Genomic DNA, 20,265 nt, shown 5'->3' with positions numbered 1-20,265 from the left:
AAAACGTCGGAATCTCGCACTCGCTCTCGTCCTCCTTTTCGCGGTGGCCCTGGTGTGGCTGCCGCAGGCCACGCCGGCCGCCGCGGCGAAGCTGTCGAGGAACGTGCACCTGTTCTACACCCCTGGTACGGCACGCCCGCCGGCAGCGGCGAGTGGCGCCACTGGCAGCAGGGCGGCCACACCCCGCCCTGGGCGCCTACGACTCCGGCGACTCCCGGGTCCTGGCCCAGCACATGACGTGGATCGGGAGGACCGGCGCCGGCGTGATCGTCTACGGCTGGTGGGGCCAGGGCGGCTACGAGGACGGCCTCGCCGAGCGCGTCATGGACGCACTTCAACGGCATGTACACCTATGACGGCATCGCCGGTGCCACCGCGCCGGGCTGGAGGCAGGCCGGCGAGTACGCCAAGGCCCACGGGCTGATCTGGGCGCCCTCGGTCGCGCCCGGCCACATCGACGACCGTGCCGTGCCCGGCAACACCACGCCCACGGTCGCCCGCGGCGACGGCGCCGCCTACGACAGCAGTGGGCCAACGCCCTGGACCCCGCCATCGGCGGCTCGCCGACCTGGGTGTCCGTCACCTCCTTCAACGAGTGGCACGAGGGCTCGGTCATCGAGCCGGCCGACGGGACTCCGCCGTCCGGCCACGGTTACCAGACCTTCCGGGGCGCCTACGGCAGGCAGGGCAAGGCCGCCGAGACGGCCTATCCGGACCGCACGCGGTACTGGGTCGAGACGTTCGAGAGCGTGCGCTGGCCGTACGGGAGGGAAAGACCGATGACGACGGTGGGCAAGCGCGCACTCGGCCTGGCCGCGGCGCTCGTGATGGGACTCACGGCCTGCTCGGGCGGCGGCGGGGGCACCCAGCAGGTCCGCGTCCGTCGTACCTCCGACAACGCGATCATCACGACGAGCTCGGGCGCGGAGATCGGCTTTGCCACCGCCGCCGGGTCCGTCTACGTGGTGGAGCGCACCGCGAAGCCGCTCGGCTCCTACACCACCACCCGGCCCACCGGGACCGCCGACCAGGGCATGAAGTCTCTGAGCGGCACCGCCTCCACCCTGGGTCTCCCGGCCGGGTCGGCGCCGTCCGGCACGGTCGGCCTGCGCTCGCGTGCCAACAACAGGTACGTGACCGCGGAGAACGCCGGAGCCCTGCCCCTGGTCGCCAACCGCACCGCCATCGGCCCCTGGGAATCGTTCGACCTGATCACCGGCTGACGACCTCTGTCACCGATCGAACGCCGGGTCCGGCGGAAATCAGTGTCCCGGGATTCTGCGGATCTAGATCTTTTGCATTGTAATTCAACTCCGCGCGGCCCATTGTCGATGGCGAAGAGACGGCCGTTGTGCAATGCAATACGAAGAGCGAACAGGTCGGGGCGAGTGCGTTCGGGCCGACAGTGTCCGTATCTCACCGAGCCCTTCCTGCCCGCCTGGGCTGGTGGCAATCCAAGCCGGGCATGGAACGTGCGCCGGATGGAACGTCGTGGCCCAAGAGCGGGCCGTCACGTTCTCCTGTCCGGGAAAGGCGCATCCGGATGCATACCCTGCTGAAGGCGGCTACAGTATTCGCAACCGTCGCGTGATTGGAGCGCCATATGGCGAAGCGTGTTATTGAGTCCTTTGTCGACGACATCGATGGCGGTGACGCGGTGGGAACCACCAATTTCGCACTTGATGGCACCGACTACGAAATCGACCTGTCGGGCTCGAACAGGGAGCTGCTGGAGAAGGCTTTGGCGCCCTTCATCACCAAGGCTCGCGCGGTCCGCGCCGACAAGAGCGTTCGCGGGCGCCGTCAGGGCACGGGCTCCACTCGATCCCTCAACCGTGAGAAGTCCACGGAGATCCGGCGCTGGGCCAAGGCTCAGGGCCTGCCGGTGAGCGAGCGAGGCCGAATCGCCGCCACCGTCGTGGAGCAGTACGAAGCGGCTCGTTAACGAGCCGGGCGGCTCGGCCGTCCGGCTCCTCCTCTGTCCACGTGATCGATCCTCCCAGGAGCCACCGGGAGGGGGTGCCGGCCATGGGGAGCCGCGCATCCCCATCGACTGGCGCCGCCCGGGTGCTCGGCCGTCACCGGTCGCCGTTTACTCCTTCTTCGGCTTGGGCGTGAGAATGACCTTGAAGCCCTTGCCCGCCTCGACTCTCACCAGCACCGCCCTCTTGTCTGGTTCCTGGGTGACCTTGAGCCCCGTCGGCGGATCGCCTGGCGTGACCGCGATGACGATGTAGTCCGCGGGATTGACGGCGGTGAAGGCCACCAGATATCCGACGTGCTTGTCCTTCTCCTTGTACGCCGTGACGGTGAGGCCCTTGGACAGGCCTGGAGTGCTCACGCTCTCGTCGATCGTCAGGTCGTCCTTGAAGGTCACCTGGGAGCAGTCGGGCTGGACGTTCGCCCGCGCGAGCAGGAGGTTCACTGGTCCGCCGAACGTACGGACTGTGGGCAGGTCCGTCGCGGCGCACACGGCCGGGGACGTCTCCGGCGGATCTGGATCGAGCGCGGCGGATGCGACGCCCGCCGCGCCCAGGAGCACGGCCGCTCCGAGCGAGGCCGCGACGAGCGCGTGGACGAGATGTTTGCATCGTTGGTACATGGACCCTCCAGGGGGTGAGGCCGACGTCGCCGGCCGGCCTGCGGTCGGCACGCGATGATCACTCCACGTGCTGCGGAGGCCACCACGCGCATCGGCCATTCGCCCCGATCTCCGGCCTGGACCGTGGCACGGCGTCATGTGATGAGACCGTTATCACGACGGCCGACGCCGACCTGTTCCGCGACTGCGGATCCCCGCGCCGACCCGGCTCGTCCACGATCCACGTGAAGGGACCGGATGGCGCTCGCCCGCCATCCGGTCATGGGTCAGGTGCCGCTACGGGCGCGAGCCCCGAGTCGCGTCCGCACCCTTCTTGGGCTTACCGGCCAACACCCCGACCCGATAGATGGCGGCCAGTTGGAGGCAACCGACACGCGCGGCCTTCGAGTACTTGGGGCAGGTCTTCTTGGCGATCGTGGTGAAGAGCAGGTTGTCCACCTTGCGCTTCTTGTTCCGGTCGAGGTACCACTTGTAGCCCTTGTACGTGTTGCCGATCAGGCCGTAGCCGTAGTCGTGCATGTCACAGGGCACCCGGAAGTCGAACTTCCAGAACAGGTACCGGGGCTTGTCCGGCGACTTCGTGCAGTGGTCGTGGTCGATGCCGACCACCTGAAATCCGGTGGGGGTGTTCTTGAACTGCGGATTGTGCCAGCCGTAGTGCGCGGCCCAGGCCGAACACCCCTTCTTCGTGTACCACAGCCAGTTCTCGACGGTGGCGCAGGCCTTGGGGGAGGACAGTGTCCCGTCGATGGTGTCCGGGTCGGTGAAGTCGGCCGCGGGCGGTTCGACGGCGTTGGGATCGCCGACTCCCGTGGCGCCGGCCAGGGGGTCGTTGACGGTCGGACGGTCGAGCTCGGTCGAGGCCGCGGAGGGGGCGGCGCTGTTGGCCGGGAAGGACAGGTCCCAGCCGCCCAGTTCGAGCGAGTTCACCTGGTCCAGGCGTCCGGCCGTGTCGTAGGCGTACGTCTCCGCCGGGGTGCCGCTGCTGGGGTCGGTCGTGGAACGGAGCCGGCCCGACAGGTCGTAGTCGAATCTGGCCACGGTCTTCGGCGCGTCGGCGCCGGAGACGAGGGTGACCTCCTTGACCTGGCCGGCGTAGTCGCCGAACGAGCCGGCGGTCGCCGTGGTGGCGGTCGCGTAGCGGAGCGTCACCGTCTCTTCGGGCTTCTCGTCGACGGCCGGTTCCTTGATGGTGCTGATCCGTCCGGCGGAGTCGTAGGTCAGCACGCTCGTGCCGAACGCGGTGGTCCCGAAGCCGGTGATGCGCCAGTTGTCGCCCTGGAGTGTGCCCAGTTTGCTCCAGGTGTAGGTGAGGCTCAGCTCGGCCACGGTGAACGGGGTGTCGGCGGCGTTGGCGAAGACGTCGTCGCCCGCCTCCGCCGTGGCCAGGTGCGACATGAGGGTCTCCACGACCGTGGTGCGCAGCTCTCCGGCCGTCGCGTCCCACTTGGTGGTTTCCGTGATCTTGGAGCCGTTCGGGTCCTCGTACTTCTGGATGCCTCCGCCCGAGGGGAAGGAGACGCTGCTGGTCAGCACGTAGCGGGTCGAGATGCCGGCGTCCAGCTCGGTGACGACGACGGCGCCGTTCTGGATCTCCAGTTTCCGGGCGATCGTGCCGCCGAGGAACTCGGCCTGCCAGCCGGGTCCGAAGACGCTCAGCTCGGGGCGTGACGCGGGGGTGGTCTCCGGCCGGGCCAGGCCGCCGTCCATGACGGTCACGTTGTGACGCCGGCCGATAGCGCCCGCCGTCACGTCCAATTCATGGAGTTCGTAGGTGTTGGATTCGGAGAAGTAGAGGCCGGGACCGATCCCCTGGACGGGGACCGTCGGCGCGTCCACAACGGTGTCGGCGGTTGCTGGCACGGCCAGCAGGGGTAACAGCGCCGCCGCGACCGCAGCGGCCAACAGGAACCTGCGCAAGCTTGTCTCCTCACGGGCTCTGCTTGGTGTCGTTCACCACTGGTTCACGGCCGCCGCCCACGAGTCGCATTCTTGCGTTGTGAACGAGCCCCCTTCCTTGGTGTCGGCACGTCAGACTGGCGGTCGGCCGTAGTGCGTGGAGACCCTCACGATGATCCAGGCCCCCACACGATCGCCACAAAGGCGCCACATGCTGCGATGGATCATGCGGGCACCCGCTCCCGGCTGCCACATTTCGGAGATCGCCCTTGAGATCGCCGATGATCAAGTAGGCTCACCCGAATTCGGGGGCTTGATCGGTCAAATTCGTCGTGCCTGTCGGAGGACGATGGTGAATGGGGAAGCGAATATGAGCCCGGAGTTACCTCGGCTCGGATCGCCCGGCCTGGTCAGAGAGCCGGACGTGCGGGCCGCGCTGGCCATGCTGGCCGCGGGTCCGGCCGGGCTGGTGATCACCGGGGGAGCGGGGGCGGGCAAGAGCGCGCTGGCCCGCCAGATGCTCGGGCGGCTCCAGGCCGACGGCTGGGGAGTGGCCGCGATGGTGGGCGGATGGTCGCCGCGAACGTTGTTCCGAGGTGTCACAGAGGCGTTCCCGGCCTGGGACGAGGAGCCCTCCGCGGAACAGGCGCGCGTGATGGAGACCCTCCGCCTGGAGCCGTCGGACGATGCCATGTTCGACGCGACCTGCCGACTGCTGAAGAGCTTCCCTCTCGTTCTGCTCTTCGACGACCTGGGCCAGAACCTGGACGGCACGGGCTACCTGGATCCCGGCTTCGGTGAGGCGTTCGACCGGCTGTGCCAGGCCGCCGATCGGGGCCGGGTGCTGGTGACCACCCGGACGCCGCCGCCGCCGACCACGGACGACCGGCTCGGTGTCCTGCGGCTCGACCCTCTGGACCTGAGCGCGGGAACCGAGCTGGCAGCCGGGCTGCCCTTCCTGTCCACTGTGGATCCGGCCACCCGGGAGCGCGTGGTCCGCACGACGGCGGCGCATCCACGATCCCTGCAACTGGTCGACGACTGGCTGTCGGCGAACCCCGAGGGCGCGGGCGCGCGGCTCGCGGCCGTGACACCGGGGGCCGTACCGCTCGACCTGGCCATGGCCGAGCTGACAGGCCAGCAGCGCGAGACCCTGCTCCAGGCCGCGATCTTCACCGTCCCCGTCACCGCACACGACCTGGCGGTCGCCTGCGACACCCGCGAGCCGGACAGCAGGCAGCGCCCGGAGCCCGAGCGGGCGGCGCTCACCAGCGTGCGGGACACCGCCGCCCGGCTCGCCGAGCTCGGACTGCTCAACGCGTGGAAGGGGTGGGACGGGGACACCGTCTACTTCGCCGACCGCTGGATCGCGGAGGCGCTGGCACCGCACCAAGGCCCGGCGATCGCCGACCGTCACGAGCGCGCCATGAACATGCACTACAGCCGGACGCACGACGGCGGCACGTTCGACGACTACGTCGCGGTCTGCCGGCACCTGCTGGCGGTCCAGGGGATGGGAGACCTGACACACTTCGTCCTCGCCGTGGTCGAGAACCTGGAGACGGACTTCGAGTACGCGGGGATGGCGCTCCTGGGAGAGATCGCGCCGCACGTGCCGGCGGGCAACGGCCACCACCGTCCCATCCGCGACCACCTGGTCGCCATGCTGATCCGGCACGACTTCCCGCGCGCCGCGCGTGAGGTGGCCGAACGATCGTTGTCCGCCGTCAAGGAGTGGGCCGCCACCCACCCGCAGCGCGACGAGGCCAGGTTCTGCCTCGGCGCCGCGTACGACACCTGCGGTCAGGCCCTTTTCGCCGACGGCCGGCTGGTGGCCGCCGAGGCCGTGCTCACGGTCGCCGTGGACATCCACCACGAGCTCGCGGCCGAGCACCCGGCCTTCATCGAAGCGGACCAGCGGCTCGCCAACTCGTTGCAGCACCTCGGCGAGGTGTACCGCGCGCTCGACCTGCCGGAGCACAAGGACAAGGAGTACGAGACCTGGGCCGAGTGCTCGTCGATCCGTACCCGGCTCTTCCAGGCGGAGGTGAGCCCGGAAACGGCCATGGAAGCCGGCCTGGCCTTCCAGCGCCTCGCCGGCCTGGCCAAGAGCGACGGCGATCGGGACAACGCGCTGAAACTGCTGAGCACCCGGCTCGCGATGCTGGAGGCGATGGCGGAGGCGTATCCGTACGACGAGGAACTCGCCACAGAACTCGCCGCCGCGAGGCAGGACGTCGCCGCCCTCGACACGCACGCCGCCCACACCACCGACGGCCCTGAGCGGGTGGAGCGTCTCGACGGGGACGCCGGCGCGGGAACGGCGGCGGTCATCGGGATCCTGCGACAGGGGCCGTTCGCCTTCAACCAGTGGCGCGTCGACAACGCCGAGGAGGAGCTGGACCTTTCCGGCGCCGACCTGCACGGCCTGGACCTCGACAAGATGGTCTTCGCCGGTGCCGACCTCGCGGGCGCGGACCTGTCGGGCGTCTCCGCACGCGGCGCCATCTTCTCCGGCGCCGACCTGACCGGTGCCGACCTGACGGGCGCCGACCTCACCAGGGCGGGGTTCGGCTACAGCGAGATGGTCAACGCGACCGTCGCCTTCACCCGGCTGGGCAGTGCGATGATCCAGCCGGCGACCCTGACCGACGCGGTCCTCACCGGTGCGACCCTCGACCACACCTCGTTCCGTGAGTGCGACCTGACCGGCGTCGACCTGCGCGGATGCGACCTGAGCACGCTGGATCTCAAGCGTTCCGGCCTGGACGGCGCCATCACCGACACGCCGTAGCATCTGCCCGGCGCCGGCGCGGTGAGCTCGGCGCCGGGCGGCACGACGGACGGCCGGGCCTTCTCCGGAAGATCAACCGGATGCAACGTGCGGGGCGATCGGTAAGTGCATTGGCCGCCTTTCGAGGGGCTCGGTGTCGGCGCCCTCGACGACTCGCGGGAGGGTGATCTTGGCCGGCGGCCGCCGTACCGAACCCAGTCTCTTCGTCGCGCCCCTCCAGGAGGCCCTGCTCACGCTGATCGGGCCGGGGATCCTCCTCGCGGCGGTCGTGTACTCCACGGCGGAGGACCGGCCGCCCCGCGAACCGGTCGTGTGACGTGTGCGGCCGCTCGCTACAGGTCGTCGCGGGACGGTGATCCGGTGGCGCGGACCCGGCCTCCCATGGGGACGGGCGCTGCGGTTCGCCGCCCGCCGATGCGGGTCGCCTTCGCCGCTAGTTGGGGTTGTTCGCGTGGGTGAGGGTCTCCCACGCGACGAACAGGTTGTTGGTGCCCGCCGGCCGCTGCCGCTCGGTGAGCGTCTGCGTGTTCGTCATCGGGATGCCCATGCGGTTGCGCAGGCCGTTGAAGCCGACCTCGGTGATCGGGCCCAGCCCGAGGGTGAGGCCGCCGCCGCACAACCAGCCCGGTACGGCCGTGCCGAGCTGGTACTTGGCGTGGAACCCGAGCCCGTGCCTGAGCCGCTCCGCGACCTCGGGATAGAGATCCTGGCCCTGGATGCGGCTGATCTCGGCGATGTGCGAGATGGAGGACAGGCCGTAGCCGGTGTGCGTGAAGTCGCGGCAGGTCTCCTGGCTGAGACCGTCGACGAAGGTGCTCTGGTCGTGCCAGAACCCGATGATCTCGGCCGGGGTGTCGACGCCCCCTACGGGCGGCGGGACGGGCAGGTCGCCGTCGGCGGCCACGTAGACGTAGGCGGGCAGGCGGGCGCGGAACTTGGCCACCGCCCGGTCGTAGGCGGCGCGGTCCTCCAGGAAGACGGCGATGCCCAGGGCCGCCTCCGTCATGGTCAGCTCCCAGTTGCCGTTGCTCGACGAGCCGCCGGCGACCTCGGGCAGGTACACGTCGCGCAGCATGGTGGCGAAGCGCCCGGCGTTGGGCCAGCCGGTGTAGGTGTAGCGGATGATCTCGGCGGCCCGTGGCCAGGTCGAGCCGGCCCAGCCGCTCTGCAAGGGCGCGTTGCTGTTGGTGTGGTCCCGGATCGTCGCGGACCAGGCATCCATGATCGAGATCGCCTTCTCGGCGTACCGGGTGTCGCGGGAGATGTACCAGCGCAGCGCGAGCGTGTACGCCGCCAGGGCGTCCTGGCGCTCGTCGGTGCAGCCGTTGTTCGGGTTGGAGTAGGGCCCGCACTCCACGACCGCCCGCGGGCGCGGGGTCCTGGTGAGGGAGGCGTAGGAGCTGGCGTTCATCTGGTCGTACGCGGTCTTCCACGGTTGCGCGTTCGCCTGGACCTGGGCTCGGACGAAGTCGAGCTGTGGCCGGCTGACGAGCACGCCGGGGTGGGTGAAAGTGGCCGGAGCGGCCTCGGCGGTACCGCCGGTGAGCCCCGCGACCAGCAGGGTGACCAGCGCGGACAGGGAGAGGAAGGTACGGCTGCGCACGGGGGAGTCCCTTCGTCCACATACGTGTACGGCATGCATGAGCCTGGACGGCTGCCAATGACCGCGAACATAGAGCGCGCCTTCCAGTCCGGTCAAGGCTTTCTGTTCGTAAACTTTCCTATTGACAGCCGCCTTTGTGACAGTTCGGATCCGAGTTGAATGAGTTCGGCCTGCTGGTGGCGCCGTCCGCTCGGAACCGGAGCGGAAGAGAAACGGAAGAGCGGCCTCTTAGCATCTCAGCCGCGTTCTTTTCCCCGCCCAGGGCGATCTTCGCCCGGCATCCCCAACGATTCAGAGAAGAGACTCCCGCATGTCCATGTACGACCAGCATGCTCCCGTTCACTTAGATCCCTCGCTTCGGGGCGGCGCGAACCAGGGGCGGCCGGCCACGCTGACGAGGGCGGCGATCGCGGCCATGGGCGCCGCCGCGCTCAACCTGGTGAGCGCCATGGGGCTGCTCATCTCTGGGATGGACGCGGTGAAGAGTCAGATCGCCGCCAACCAAGGCCTCGGCGACGAACCGGTGACCCCGGACATGATCGATCCCCTGTCCGAGCGCGCGCAGAGCCTGTACGGCGTCTACTCGGCACTGGCCTACAGCACCATCTTCTGGTCGCTCGTCCTGGTGCTGCTCGCATGTCTCGCGCTCAGGGGAGGGCGGGTCATCAGGATCGGCGCCACGGTGATTCTCGTCATCTCCCTGCTGCTGAAAGTGGGCGACTTCTTCATCGCCATGCCCACGCTCTCGCTGATCGCCGACGGGCCGTTCGCGATCCTGGCACTGGCCGCGATCGTGCTCTTCTTCCAGCCCGCCGGCAACGCCTACCGCCACACCAGGTAGGACGACCGTCCACCGCGTGTGGGTGGCCGGCTGGAACGGCCCAGGGCCGGGTTCGGCGAGGTAGGCGGGCTCACGATGAACCTTTCACCGCCCGCACGACGTTCGCGCTGGTCGCCGGAACCCCCGCGAAGGCCGATATTGCGGCGGAGACGAGCCCTGTCGTCCAATTCACGGTGATCGCTTCTCACACAATCCGACCCTTCGCGAGGGGAGAGCTGGTGCGTCGCAGATTCACCGCTTTGGCGCTTGCCGCGGTCACCGCCCTGGTGCCCGTCCTGGCCACGAGCACGCCGGCCCATGCCACACCCACGCTCCAAGTCGTCTACACCAACCTGCCCTATGACATCTGCATCTCCTTCGGCCGGTCGGGCCAGGAGACCGGACGCTGGCAGACCTGGTGGTGCAGCACGCATTATCCGCAGAGCAACCCGGGGTACTACACCTACGATCTGTGGGCGTACGTGAACTAAGGCTCTTCCCCCCGGCTCGCGGAGGTCCGCGGCCGGGGGCACCCGTCGTCAGGGTCGGGGGCGGAGAGTTTCGTGACGTCGCCGGACCTTGAGGTGTCGTAGCCGCCCAGCGACGAGATCCTGTCCCGCAGGGCCGGCGTGCGCAGTGCGGCGATGAGATGCACGGCCGTGTCGAGGGCGTGCCCGACCAGCCCGATGTCGAAGTCCTCCCAGGCCAGGGGGATGAACTCGAGGTCCAGGTCGGTCGCCGCGGAGCGGACTCCGAGGCCCGCGTCGACGGTGCCGGTGGCGACGGTCAGGGCTACCTCGAGATGGGAGTCCGCCTGCGGCCCCCGGAGGCCGTCCGGGTCGTGACCGGCGGCCAGGAGCAACCGGTCCAGCAGGATTCGGGTCCCGGTGCCTGGGCGTCGGGCGGAGACCCGCCGGGCCGCGAGATCGGCGATGCCGGTGATGCGGTGGGGGTTGCCCGGCGCCACGATCAGCCCCTGCTCGCGTCGCCAGAGGTGGATCAGGTGCGGTTCCAGGCCGCGCAGCATGCCGAGCGCGAAAGGCGCGTTGTAGACCCCGGTGTGGTGCAGGAGATGGATCGCGGCGCCGTCGGCGTGGCCCTGACGCACCGCGCTGAGGCCGGCGACACTGCCCTCGCGCGTGACGACTCTCAGCTTTCCGTCCAGCGCGCCGGTGAGGAGGTCGAGGGCGGGATCGTCGCTGCCGGCGAGGGTGAAGACCGAGCCCACGTGCAGGAACCGCCGGGCGGCGAGCGCGGCGCCGGGGGCTACGCGGGCACGGCGACGGTCGGCCAGCTCCAGGACTCCGGCGTCGGCCAGTTGCCGCTGTGCCCGGCTGACGGTGGAGGCCGTGGTGTGCCACTGCTGGGCGAGATCGCGGATCCCCGGCAGTTCGTCTCCGGGGTGGAGGGTCCCCGCGACTATCCGGTGAGCGAGGTCTGTGCAGATCTCCCGATATCGGGTCACAATTGCGTAATTTACACTTGCACTGCTCTGCAGTAGCACAGATTGGGCCACCGTGATGAGTAGCAGGCTCCTGGTCATTTGTGCGTGGGTCGCGACGGTCTTACTGACCGGGTGCGGGACCACCCCCTCCTCCAGCGGGCCCGCGCCGAACGCCGCGGTGGAGAAGTCGCTGATCTTGGCCACCACGACCAGCACCCAGGACAGCGGGCTGCTCGATGAGCTGTTGCCGGCGTTCACCCGCGACAGCGGCTGGCAGGTCAAGACTTTGGCGGTCGGCAGCGGCCAGGCCATCGAACTGGGCCGTCGCGGGGAGGCCGACGTGCTGCTGGTGCACTCGCCCGCGGCGGAGGCGAAGTTCGTGGCCGAGGGCGGCGCCGGCCCGCGCCGGCTGGTGATGCACAACGACTTCGTGCTGGTCGGCCCACGGGCCGACGCGGCCAAGATACGAGGTACGAAGAGCGTGGAGGCGATGAAGAAGATCGCGGACGCGGGGGCGGTGTTCATCTCCCGGGGCGACGAGTCGGGTACGCATGCCAAAGAGAAGGACCTCTGGTCCAAGGCCGCGGTGACCCCGGGCGGATCGTCGTACCAGTCCACCGGGCAGGGCATGGGCGAGACGCTGCGGGTCGCCAGCGAGAAGGCCGGCTACACCCTGTCGGATCGGGCCACCTATCTCACCCAGCGCGGCACCCTGGCCCTGGAGGTGCTCAGCGAGGGCGATCCCGGCCTGCTCAACGTCTACCACGTCATCGAGATGACCAAGAAGGCCGGCGATCGGGTGCGGCCCGACGGGGCGAAGGCGTTCGCCGACTGGATCCTCGCCCCGCCCGCGCAGCGGCTCATCGGTGAGTTCGGGCGGGCGAAGTTCGGCCAGCCGCTGTTCACCCCGGACGCCGGCGCGGACGAGGCGAAACTGGGCCAGTGAGCCCGGCCGGGGAGTCACTTGATGGACGTGCTGTTCGACGGGCTGGTGGACGCGGTCAGACTGCTGCTCTCCGGGGACCAGGACAGTTGGTCGATCATCATGCTGACCCTGCGGGTCTCGTTGTCCGCGACCGCGATCGCCCTGCTGATCGGATTGCCGCTGGGCGCGACGCTGGCGCTGGCACGCTTCCCCGGCCGGCGGATCGTCCTGGCGGCGGCCAACACGGGTATGGGCATGCCGCCGGTGGTGGTCGGCCTGTTCGTCACCGTGCTGCTGTGGCGCAGCGGGCCGCTGGGCGGGCTCGGGCTGCTCTACACCCCGACCGCGATGGTTCTCGCCCAGGCCGCGATCGCCACCCCGATCGTGGTCGCACTGGTCGCGTCCGCGCTGCAGCAGATCGATCCCGACTTCCGGGTTCAGATGCGGGCTCTGGGCGCGACCCGGATCCGCTCGTTCGCGGCGCTGCTGGGCGAGGCCAGGCTGCCGCTGCTGGCCGGGGCGATGGCCGCGTTCGGCGCGGTGGTGAGTGAGGTCGGGGCCGCGCAGATGGTCGGAGGCAACCTGGCCGGGCAGACCCGGGTGCTGACCACCGCCGCGGTGCTGGCCACCAGCCGGGGCCAGTTCTCGCTCGCGATCGCGTTCGGCCTGATCCTGCTGCTGATCGCGTACGCCGTGAATCTGTCGCTGACGCTGCTCCAACAGCGACGGACGGTGCCGCGGTGAACGGCCCGAGCGCCGGGATCGGGTGCCGGGACCTGCGCGTGCACGCCGGCGGCCGGGAGCTGCTCAGCGTGCCGGAGTTGCACGTCGCGTCGGGACGCACGCTGGCCGTGCTCGGCCCCAACGGTGCCGGCAAGTCCACCCTGCTGCGCGCGCTGGGCCTGCTCAGCAGCCACCGCGCCAGCGGACAGATCCTGCTCGACGGCCGCCCCGCGACGCCGTCACTGATGCGCGAGGCGATCGCGGCCGTGCTGCAACGGCCGATCCTGCGGCGCGGCACGGTGGCCGCCAACGTGATCAGCGGGCTGCGGTTTCGCGGCATGAGCCGCCGCGAGGCACGACTCCGCGCCTGGCCGTGGATCGAGGCGCTCGGCCTGGCGCCCCTCGCCGACCGCGATGCCCGCAGCCTGTCCATAGGCGAGGCTCAGCGGGTCAGCATCACCCGCGCGCTCGCCATCAGGCCCCGGGTCCTGCTGCTCGACGAGCCGTTCAGCGGGCTGGACAGCACCACCCGCGCCGACCTGCTCGCTGACCTGCGCGCCGCGCTGACCGGGCAGCCCAGCGCCACGATCCTGGTCACCCACGACCGGCAGGAGGCCCTCGCCTTGGCCGAAGACACCGCGCTGCTGATCGACGGCCGGATCCGCCAGTACGGCCCGACCGCCGAGGTGCTGGACCACCCGAGTGACGCCGACACGGCCCGGCTGCTCGGCTACACCAACCTTCTCCCGCCGGCTCTCACCGGCCGGACGCACACCCTCGCGGCGCGGCCCGAGCACACCCAGCTCGTTCTCGGCCCGCCCGGCGTTCCCGCCGACCCGGCCGATGATGTCCGGGTGGTGGCCGGAACGCTGCGCCGTACCGTCGCGCTCGGCATCGCCACCCGCGTCGACGTCGACACCTCCACCGGCCCGCTGACCTGCCTGCACCCCGGGGACGTGCTCGCCGCCGAGCTTCCCACGATCGGCAGCCACGTCCGCGTCAGGATCCGGCACGCGCGGTCGTTGGTCACCGCCGACTGAGACGACCCGTCGCTGGGACGGATGAGACGGGATACCGGACGGAGCGGGTCCTGGTCCCCTGAGAAGCACACGTCGCGCGCATCGCTGCCGGGACCGGCCCGTGGATCGTCAGGCTGCTCGGTCAGGCTGCTCGTTCAGGCCGGCGTTCATGCGGGTGATCGAGACCGCGGAACACCTCGCCGAATCGGTGAGCGAGCGCGTCGGCGAGACGGTCGCGCACGTCGGTCAGCCGCCCGATGCGTTCGTCGAGATCGGCCAGCCTCCGGATGGCGACCTCGGCGGGCGGGCAACCGCCCGGATCGTCTGTGACGATCCCGGAACCTTCGCCATCCGGCGCGAACTTCATGTCGAGGACGTGGGCGAATGCCTTGACGTCGCCGATCGTCAGGCCGGTGCCCAGCAGGTCGCGTACGGTCCGCAACCGGCAGACGTCGTCATGGCCGTACTCGCGGTGGCCTGACGTCGTGCGCCGTGCCACGAGCAGCCCGCGCTGCTCGTAGTAGCGCAGCGCCCGTGGAGTCAGACCCGCGGCAGCCGCCGCCTCGCCGATACGCATGCTCGCCCTTTCGGTTGCCGGATTCACAGCTCTACGACCACCGCACCAATGTGGCGTCCTTGGAGCAACTCGCACAACGCCCGCGGCGCCTGGTCGATGCCCGACAGACGGGTGTGCGGGAAGGTGAGGGTGCCCTCGCGCAGTGCGCGGCCGAACTCCCGCATCGCTTGGGGGATCGCGTCCAGATGATCGCTGCCCGACATGCCGCGCAGCGTGATCCCCCGGAGGATGAGGGAACCGGTGTCGATCTCGATCGGGGCGGTGAAGTCCCCGGAGAGCTGGCCGGACAGGGTGCCGACAAGGGCGACGCGGGCACCGCGGCGGGCCACCGCCAGTGCGGCCGACAGTTGTTCGCCGCCGACGTTGTCGAACACGGCGTCGATCCCGTCCGGGGCCGCCTCGCGCAGTTGCTCCTCGATCGGGCCCGCTCCGCGGATGACAACGGCGTCGTAACCCAGCTCCTTGATCAGGTGCCGGCCCTTGCGCTCGGAGCCGGTGCTGCCGATCACCCGTGTCGCTCCCCGCAGGCGGGCGAACTGCCCGGCCAGGGAGCCGACGCCGCCCGCCGCGCCGGTGACGAACACGGTGTCCCCCTTCCGTACCTCGGCGGCTCGTACGATGCCCGACCAGGCGGTGAATCCCTGTGAGAGGTGAGCGGCCACATCGGGCATCTCCTCAGGGTCGACACGCTGCGCCTCGGCCGCGTCGACGGCCGCGTACTCGCGCCAGCCGTGATTGTGCCTGACGAGATCGCCCGGGCTCAGGCCGGTGCCCGGCGCGGAGATCACCTCGCCGATGGCCGGTCCCCACAGGGGCCGGCCCGTCCTGTACGGCGGCATGGGCAGGTCGGCGTCGTCCTGCATCAGGGTGCGCATCACGGCGACGACGGTCATGAGCCGGTTGCGCACGAGCACCTGACCGGGGGCGGGCTCGGGCACCGGGGCCTCGACCACGTGGAAGTGGTCGGTGCGAAGCTCCCCTTGCGGGCGAGCGGCCAGGTGCACCTCGCGGTGGGTGGCTGGGATGGCAACGGTCATGGGACCTCCCCGATAGGTACCGAACACCGCGCAGGACGGCCCCGACGCGGATTCGTCGAACGATCGACGACGACGCTAGGGGTTGACGCATACGTCAACTTCAAGCCCTTCCGAGGAATATGCCGGTAAGGGCTTCGAGTCTGATGGAGATTGCTTCAGCGGATTTGTGATTCGCTGGATAATCCTCCATAGGCCACGTGGGGGCCGCGATGGTTTTCTGGGGCCATGAGATCCATGACCGCCGGAAGGCGCACGGTCGTACCCGCCCGCGAGGGCCGTGCCGTGCGGGTCGCCGCCGGGCAGCTCGTGAGCGTCGTCGATCTGGAGGGCGGCCAGGTCGGTGACGTCTTCGCCTTCGTCCCCGCCTCCGCCGGGGCCGGCGGTTCCGCTGAAGGACCGGCCGAGCATCTGAGCGCCGCCCACACCCGCGGCTCCACGAACCGGCTCTTTCCCGTGGTGGGGGAGCGGTTCGTCACCGACCGCCGCCGGCCCGTCCTCACGCTGGTCTCCGACACGTCCCCGGGCTGGCACGACATGCTGATCCCGGCCTGCGACCCGGCCCGGTACGCCGCGCTGGGGGTGGAGGGCGTCCATGCCTCGTGCGCGGACAACCTGAGCCGGGCTCTGGCCGGGATGGGGCTGTCCGTCCCGTTCACTCCGCAGCCGGTCAACGTGTTCATGCGCATCCCCGTGGAGGACGGCGGGCGGCTCCGCTGGCTGCCGGCGGTCGGCCGGCCGGGGGACGCGATCACCTTCCGGGCGGACACGGACTGCGTCGTCGTGGTGTCCGCCTGCCCGCAGGACCTCGTGGAGATCAATGGGGGCGACCCGACGCCGCTGGCGATCGACGTGCTGCCCTGACGTTCATCACCCTTTCAAGGAGCGAATTCCCATGACCGACGACCTCATCGGCTCCGGCCACCCGGCACTGCGGCCCGAACGGATCGGGCGGCTCACCCTGGCCAACCGCCTCGCGGTGGCCCCCATGTCCCGGGTCTCGGCGGCTCCGGACGGCACGCCGACCCCGGAGATGACCGACTACTACACCGCGTACGCCCAGGGCGGCTTCGGCCTGCTGATCACCGAGGGCACCTACACCGACACCGTCTACAGCCAGGGCTACCTCAACCAGCCGGGCATGGTGTCCGGCGAGCACGTGGCCGCCTGGCGGGAGATCACCGGGCGGGTGCACGCCGCCGGGTCGCGGATCATCATGCAGGTGATGCACGCCGGTGCGCTGTCACAAGGCAACCGCTACCGCGACGACACCGCGGGCCCGTCGGCCGTGCCTCCGCGCGGGGAGAAGATGCCCGAGTACGGCGGCAGCGGAACGTGGCCGACGCCCAGGGCGATGAACCCGGCCGACATCGAGACGGCGGTGGTCGGTTTCGTGCGGTCGGCCGTGCGCGCCAAGGAGGCGGGCTTCGACGGCGTCGAGGTGCACGGCGCCAACGGCTACTTGGTGGACCAGTTCCTCACCGACTACACCAACCTGCGCGACGACTCCTACGGAGGCCCGGTGGCCGGCCGGGTACGTTTCGCCGCCGAAGTGGTGGCCGCGATCCGTGCCGAGCTGGGCGCGGACTTCTGCGTCGGCATCCGGCTCTCGCAGGGCAAGGTGAACGACTTCGTCCACCGGTGGCCGGGCGGCGGCCACGACGCGAAGGTCATCTTCGCGGCGCTGGCCGAGGCGGGCGCGAGCTACCTGCACATCGCCAGCGAGGGGCGGGACTGGATCGAGACGGCGCGCCTGGACGGCGGCGTCACGATCACCGGCCTGGCCCGCCAGGTGACCGGCCTGCCCGTCATCGCGAACGGCGGCATGCACGACCTCGCCCAGGCGGCCCAGGTGCTGTCGGACGGCCATGCCGACCTGGTGTCGGTGGCACGGGGCGCGCTGGCCAACCCCGACCTGCCGCGACGCCTGGCCCAGGGGCAGCCTCTGGCGGCGTTCGACCACATGATGCTGCAGCCCATGGCCACCCTGGGCAACGCCCGCCTGTGGCGGCAGGCGGCGCGGATCTGAGCCGGCCGGCGTGATGTGGGCCTTCCAGCCCGCCCGCCGGTCACGCCATGGCGTCAATGGCGAGCGCGAGGAACAGGTCGACCCGGTCTTCGGTGCGGCTGACGTCCCTGCCGGTCAGCTCGGCCGCTTTGGCGAGCCGGTTGCGCAGGGTGTTGACGTGGATGTGCAGGGCGGCGGCCGTCGTCGCCCACTGCCCGTCGTGGTCGAGGAAGACGCGCACCGTACGTTCGAGGTCGCCGCCGCGCCGGGCGTCGTGCTCGCGCAGGGGCGCCAGCAGATCACGGGAGAACGCCCGCAGCGTGCCCGGGTCGACCAGCCCGAGCAGGAGCCGGTGCGTACCCAGCTCGGCGAAGCCGCGTACGGCCGGCCCGTTGCGGTTGCGGCGCAGCACCCGGCACGCCTCCCGGGACTGCATGAGCGGCCGGCGCAGCTCCGCCGAGTGCGGCGCCATGCCGCCGAGCCCGGCGACGGGACGCCGTCCGGGAAACCGCTGGTCCACGGCCTTGACCAGCCGCTGCGCCAGCAGGGACAGCTCCCGCTCCGGCCGGTGCCAGGCGAGCACCGTGACGACGTCCTGGGTGCCGCCCGCCACGACGGCCGGCACCCCCTCGGTGGCGAGGAAGTCGCCGATCACCTGCGCGAGCCCGTGCGGCGTGGCCGCCTCCTCCTCGGCGAAGGCGACCGCGCAGACCGTCAGCGGCCCGGCCGGGTCCACGCCGAACGCCCGCAATCGTCCGGCCACCTCCACCGTGCGTCCGCCGGACAGCACCATCTCCAGCAGCTCGCCGGCGAACCGCATCTCGATGGCCTGGACGGCCTGCTGCTTGGCCACCTCCAGGCTGAGGAACCTGGCGGCCTGTTCCAGCGCCTCGTGCTCGGCGGGGGCCAGGCCGAACAGCGGGCGCAGGCAGACGAGCGCCGCGTCGATGTCGCCCACCGCGCCCACGGGGTACAGGGCCGCCATGCCGGTGCCGAGGTCGAGTTCCAAGGCCGGCGGGCGCCGGGACAGCCCCGCGGCCACGATGCGCAGTTGCTCCTCGTCGAGCCGCGCGCCGGTCGTCGCGAGCAGCCGGCCCATCCGGTCGACCACCGCCAGGGGCAGGTCGTGGTCCTTCGTCAGCACGCGGAGCACACCGGAGGCGCCGGCGCCGCGCGAGATCGCCGTGGCCAGCGCGTCGCCGCGGCGCACCATGCCGATGAGGTCCTGCTGACGCCGGTCGGTGTAGATCGCGGAGGCCGCGTGGGAGATCGCGGTGAACGGCACCGCCTGGGAGATCTCCAGCAGGGGCAGCTCCGCCTCCTCGCACGCCTGGACGAGCTCCTCCGGCGTGTGCGGCATCTCGGCCCGCAGGCCGAACACGATCCCCGCGGCCTTGGCCCGCTTCACGTTCGCCACGAACTCGGCCGCCGTCACCTGGCCCAGCCACAGGCCGTTGGTCAGGACCAGCTCCCTCTCCTGGACGTACGCCGAAGGGTCGGGCAGCTCGGTGCTGTGGACCCACACCACCGGCTCGTCCAGCGCGCCCGCCGGTCCGGGCACGAGCACGCGGAGTTCGAGCGTCGCGTCGCCCACCAGGGCGTTGAGCGTGAGCATGGTGTGAATGTAGACACCTTCCCGGGGGATCGCTAGAGATTTCTCCACTCTCCACGGGAGCCGTACCCCGGCGGGCCGTGCGCAAGCAAGGCGCTGACCGCCGCCCTGCTGGGGTCTTCGAGCAGGCGTCGCGCCTCAGCCGGGCGCCTTGCGGCTGAGGTGCTCCCAGGCGCGGTATTCCGCCGTGCGGGCCTCGAAGTCCTGCTGCACGATGTCGAAGGACCCGCCCCCGACGATGAGGCGCCGGGGCGGCTCGGGCAGGTCGACCAGCTCCATGATCACGGGAGCGGCCGTGCTCGGGGCGGGGCCGGCGTCGTCGCCCCACATCGCGGTCAGCTTCTCGCGCAGTTCCCGGTAGCGCGGGTCGGGTGCCGTCGTCGTGGTGCCCGTGGTGAACAGGCCGGTGTCGTAGCCGCCCATCTGGACGATGGTGAGCTTGACGCCGAACTGCTCGGTCTCCATGGCCACGGCCTCGGAGACCGAGTCGAGCGCCGACTTGCCGGCCGCGTACAGGCCGACCATGGGGAAGCCGCCGCCGGTGCCCATGGTCGTGACCTGCAGGATGTGCCCGGAACCCTGATCCCGCAGGTGCGGCAGCACGGCCTGGGTGACCCAGATCGCGCCGAACAGGTTGACGTCGAGATGGGCCCTGATCTGCTCTTCCGTCGCCTCCTCCACCATCCCCAGGAGCAGGCCGCCGGCGTTGTTGAGTACGACGTCGAGCCGCCCGAAGGCCGCCGCCGCCCGGTCCACGCCCTCGAACACGGCCGCGCGGTCGGTGACGTCGAGCGGCAGCCGTACCAGCCGGCCGGGATGTTCCTCGGCGAGGTCGGCGAGCGGCTCGACGTTCCGCGCGGCGCCGACGACACGGTCTCCCGCCCGCAGCGCCGCCTCCGCGAACGCCCGGCCCAGACCTCGCGACGCGCCCGTGATGAACCACACCCTGCTCATGGGCTCCACCTCCTCCTGATCGGGTCACCCTGTGACGAGACAAGACGGTACGTCTCGCCACAGGGTGCTGTCAAGACGGACCGTGCCGTCTCGTTAGGGCGATACGATCCGGGAGATGGTCGAGCAGCCCAACCCCGGCCGCCGCGGCCGGGGAAGGGTCCGCGGCGGGCCGGGGGGGGGGCCGCGGGGCGGCGCCCCCGCCGGTAGAGGCCGTCGGCGGCGGCGAAGTCGCCTGAGGCGAAGAGTTCGTC

General features: G+C 70.6%; 20 protein-coding genes and 1 pseudogene. 13 read left to right on the top strand and 8 right to left on the bottom strand.

Features of this window, described 5'->3' with window-relative positions; all coding sequences use genetic code 11:
- The first annotated feature begins 152 nt into the window (after window positions 1–152).
- The 4 genes and pseudogenes from AB0I15_RS49855 (at window position 153) to AB0I15_RS49840 (ending at window position 1,945) form a co-directional block, all read left to right on the top strand.
- A complete protein-coding gene (locus AB0I15_RS49855) occupies window positions 153–356 on the top strand; it encodes a hypothetical protein (RefSeq protein ID WP_358113366.1) in 204 nt (67 codons plus the stop codon).
- Window positions 343–465 (top strand): annotated as a pseudogene (locus AB0I15_RS49850) (hypothetical protein); the annotation flags it as partial. The gene AB0I15_RS49855 and the pseudogene AB0I15_RS49850, both read left to right, overlap by 14 nt.
- A gap of 107 nt (window positions 466–572) precedes the next feature.
- Window positions 573–1,223 (top strand): hypothetical protein, encoded by a 651-nt coding sequence (locus AB0I15_RS49845; protein ID WP_358113486.1) that lies wholly within the window; start codon window positions 573–575, stop codon window positions 1,221–1,223.
- A gap of 380 nt (window positions 1,224–1,603) precedes the next feature.
- Window positions 1,604–1,945, top strand: a complete 342-nt coding sequence (locus AB0I15_RS49840; protein ID WP_358113364.1) for an Lsr2 family protein — start codon at window positions 1,604–1,606, stop codon at window positions 1,943–1,945.
- 147 nt (window positions 1,946–2,092) lie between these two features.
- Here the strand turns inward: AB0I15_RS49840 and AB0I15_RS49835 are convergent, their stop codons facing one another.
- Together AB0I15_RS49835 and AB0I15_RS49830 are read right to left on the bottom strand one after the other, a co-directional pair.
- Window positions 2,093–2,602, bottom strand: coding sequence for a hypothetical protein (locus AB0I15_RS49835; RefSeq protein WP_358113362.1), 510 nt, complete (start codon window positions 2,600–2,602; stop codon window positions 2,093–2,095).
- A gap of 276 nt (window positions 2,603–2,878) precedes the next feature.
- Window positions 2,879–4,522, bottom strand: coding sequence for a phospholipase A2 (locus AB0I15_RS49830; protein WP_358113360.1), 1,644 nt, complete (start codon window positions 4,520–4,522; stop codon window positions 2,879–2,881).
- 349 nt (window positions 4,523–4,871) lie between these two features.
- Between AB0I15_RS49830 and AB0I15_RS49825 the strand changes: the two genes are divergently transcribed.
- Complete coding sequence (locus AB0I15_RS49825; protein WP_358113358.1) at window positions 4,872–7,295, top strand: pentapeptide repeat-containing protein; 2,424 nt, start codon at window positions 4,872–4,874, stop codon at window positions 7,293–7,295.
- Window positions 7,296–7,464: 169 nt separating this feature from the next.
- Complete coding sequence (locus AB0I15_RS49820) at window positions 7,465–7,611, top strand: hypothetical protein (protein ID WP_358113356.1); 147 nt, start codon at window positions 7,465–7,467, stop codon at window positions 7,609–7,611.
- A 117-nt stretch (window positions 7,612–7,728) separates the two neighbouring features.
- Here AB0I15_RS49820 and AB0I15_RS49815 read toward each other — a convergent pair whose 3' ends face one another.
- Window positions 7,729–8,898, bottom strand: coding sequence for an alginate lyase family protein (locus AB0I15_RS49815; RefSeq protein ID WP_358113354.1), 1,170 nt, complete (start codon window positions 8,896–8,898; stop codon window positions 7,729–7,731).
- Window positions 8,899–9,208: 310 nt separating this feature from the next.
- Here AB0I15_RS49815 and AB0I15_RS49810 point away from each other — a divergent pair, with 310 nt between their 5' ends.
- Complete coding sequence (locus AB0I15_RS49810; protein WP_358113352.1) at window positions 9,209–9,739, top strand: hypothetical protein; 531 nt, start codon at window positions 9,209–9,211, stop codon at window positions 9,737–9,739.
- Between the two features lie 218 nt (window positions 9,740–9,957).
- Window positions 9,958–10,209 (top strand): hypothetical protein, encoded by a 252-nt coding sequence (locus AB0I15_RS49805; protein WP_358113350.1) that lies wholly within the window; start codon window positions 9,958–9,960, stop codon window positions 10,207–10,209.
- Here the strand turns inward: AB0I15_RS49805 and AB0I15_RS49800 are convergent.
- A complete protein-coding gene (locus tag AB0I15_RS49800) occupies window positions 10,206–11,183 on the bottom strand; it encodes a substrate-binding domain-containing protein (RefSeq protein ID WP_358113348.1) in 978 nt (325 codons plus the stop codon). The genes AB0I15_RS49805 and AB0I15_RS49800 overlap by 4 nt on opposite strands.
- 55 nt (window positions 11,184–11,238) lie before the next feature.
- Here AB0I15_RS49800 and AB0I15_RS49795 point away from each other — a divergent pair, with 55 nt between their 5' ends.
- Genes AB0I15_RS49795 through AB0I15_RS49785 form a run of 3 tightly spaced genes read left to right on the top strand, consistent with a single transcriptional unit; the run spans window position 11,239 to window position 13,850 of the window.
- A complete protein-coding gene (locus tag AB0I15_RS49795; RefSeq protein WP_358113346.1) occupies window positions 11,239–12,108 on the top strand; it encodes a substrate-binding domain-containing protein in 870 nt (289 codons plus the stop codon).
- Between the two features lie 21 nt (window positions 12,109–12,129).
- Window positions 12,130–12,831 carry an ABC transporter permease gene (locus AB0I15_RS49790; RefSeq protein ID WP_358113344.1) on the top strand — a complete coding sequence of 234 codons (702 nt, stop codon included), beginning with the start codon at window positions 12,130–12,132 and terminating at the stop codon, window positions 12,829–12,831.
- Window positions 12,828–13,850 (top strand): ATP-binding cassette domain-containing protein, encoded by a 1,023-nt coding sequence (locus tag AB0I15_RS49785; protein WP_358113342.1) that lies wholly within the window; start codon window positions 12,828–12,830, stop codon window positions 13,848–13,850. Before AB0I15_RS49790 ends, AB0I15_RS49785 begins: the two co-directional genes overlap by 4 nt.
- A gap of 121 nt (window positions 13,851–13,971) precedes the next feature.
- Here the strand turns inward: AB0I15_RS49785 and AB0I15_RS49780 are convergent, their stop codons facing one another.
- Window positions 13,972–14,406, bottom strand: coding sequence for a MerR family transcriptional regulator (locus tag AB0I15_RS49780; protein ID WP_358113340.1), 435 nt, complete (start codon window positions 14,404–14,406; stop codon window positions 13,972–13,974).
- Between the two features lie 23 nt (window positions 14,407–14,429).
- The gene (locus AB0I15_RS49775; RefSeq protein ID WP_358113338.1) at window positions 14,430–15,443 is read right to left on the bottom strand and encodes an NADP-dependent oxidoreductase; all 1,014 of its coding nucleotides are present in this window, start codon (window positions 15,441–15,443) and stop codon (window positions 14,430–14,432) included.
- Between the two features lie 234 nt (window positions 15,444–15,677).
- Here AB0I15_RS49775 and AB0I15_RS49770 point away from each other — a divergent pair, with 234 nt between their 5' ends.
- Together AB0I15_RS49770 and AB0I15_RS49765 are read left to right on the top strand one after the other, a co-directional pair.
- Window positions 15,678–16,304 (top strand): urea carboxylase-associated family protein, encoded by a 627-nt coding sequence (locus tag AB0I15_RS49770; RefSeq protein ID WP_358113336.1) that lies wholly within the window; start codon window positions 15,678–15,680, stop codon window positions 16,302–16,304.
- Window positions 16,305–16,335: 31 nt separating this feature from the next.
- A complete protein-coding gene (locus AB0I15_RS49765) occupies window positions 16,336–17,469 on the top strand; it encodes an NADH:flavin oxidoreductase (protein ID WP_358113334.1) in 1,134 nt (377 codons plus the stop codon).
- 40 nt (window positions 17,470–17,509) lie between these two features.
- Here AB0I15_RS49765 and AB0I15_RS49760 read toward each other — a convergent pair whose 3' ends face one another.
- The gene (locus AB0I15_RS49760) at window positions 17,510–19,063 is read right to left on the bottom strand and encodes a PucR family transcriptional regulator ligand-binding domain-containing protein (RefSeq protein ID WP_358113332.1); all 1,554 of its coding nucleotides are present in this window, start codon (window positions 19,061–19,063) and stop codon (window positions 17,510–17,512) included.
- Window positions 19,064–19,198: 135 nt separating this feature from the next.
- Entirely contained in the window at window positions 19,199–20,014 is an 816-nt protein-coding gene (locus AB0I15_RS49755) for an SDR family NAD(P)-dependent oxidoreductase (RefSeq protein ID WP_358113330.1), read from the bottom strand.
- Between the last annotated feature and the right edge of the window lie 251 nt (window positions 20,015–20,265).

Origin of the sequence: Nonomuraea sp. NPDC050643, from assembly GCF_040654715.1 — a bacterium.
Taxonomy (GTDB): Bacteria; Actinomycetota; Actinomycetes; order Streptosporangiales; family Streptosporangiaceae; genus Nonomuraea.
The sequence above is the reverse complement of the archived record's forward strand: the minus strand, read 5'-3'. Positions and strand labels throughout refer to the sequence as shown.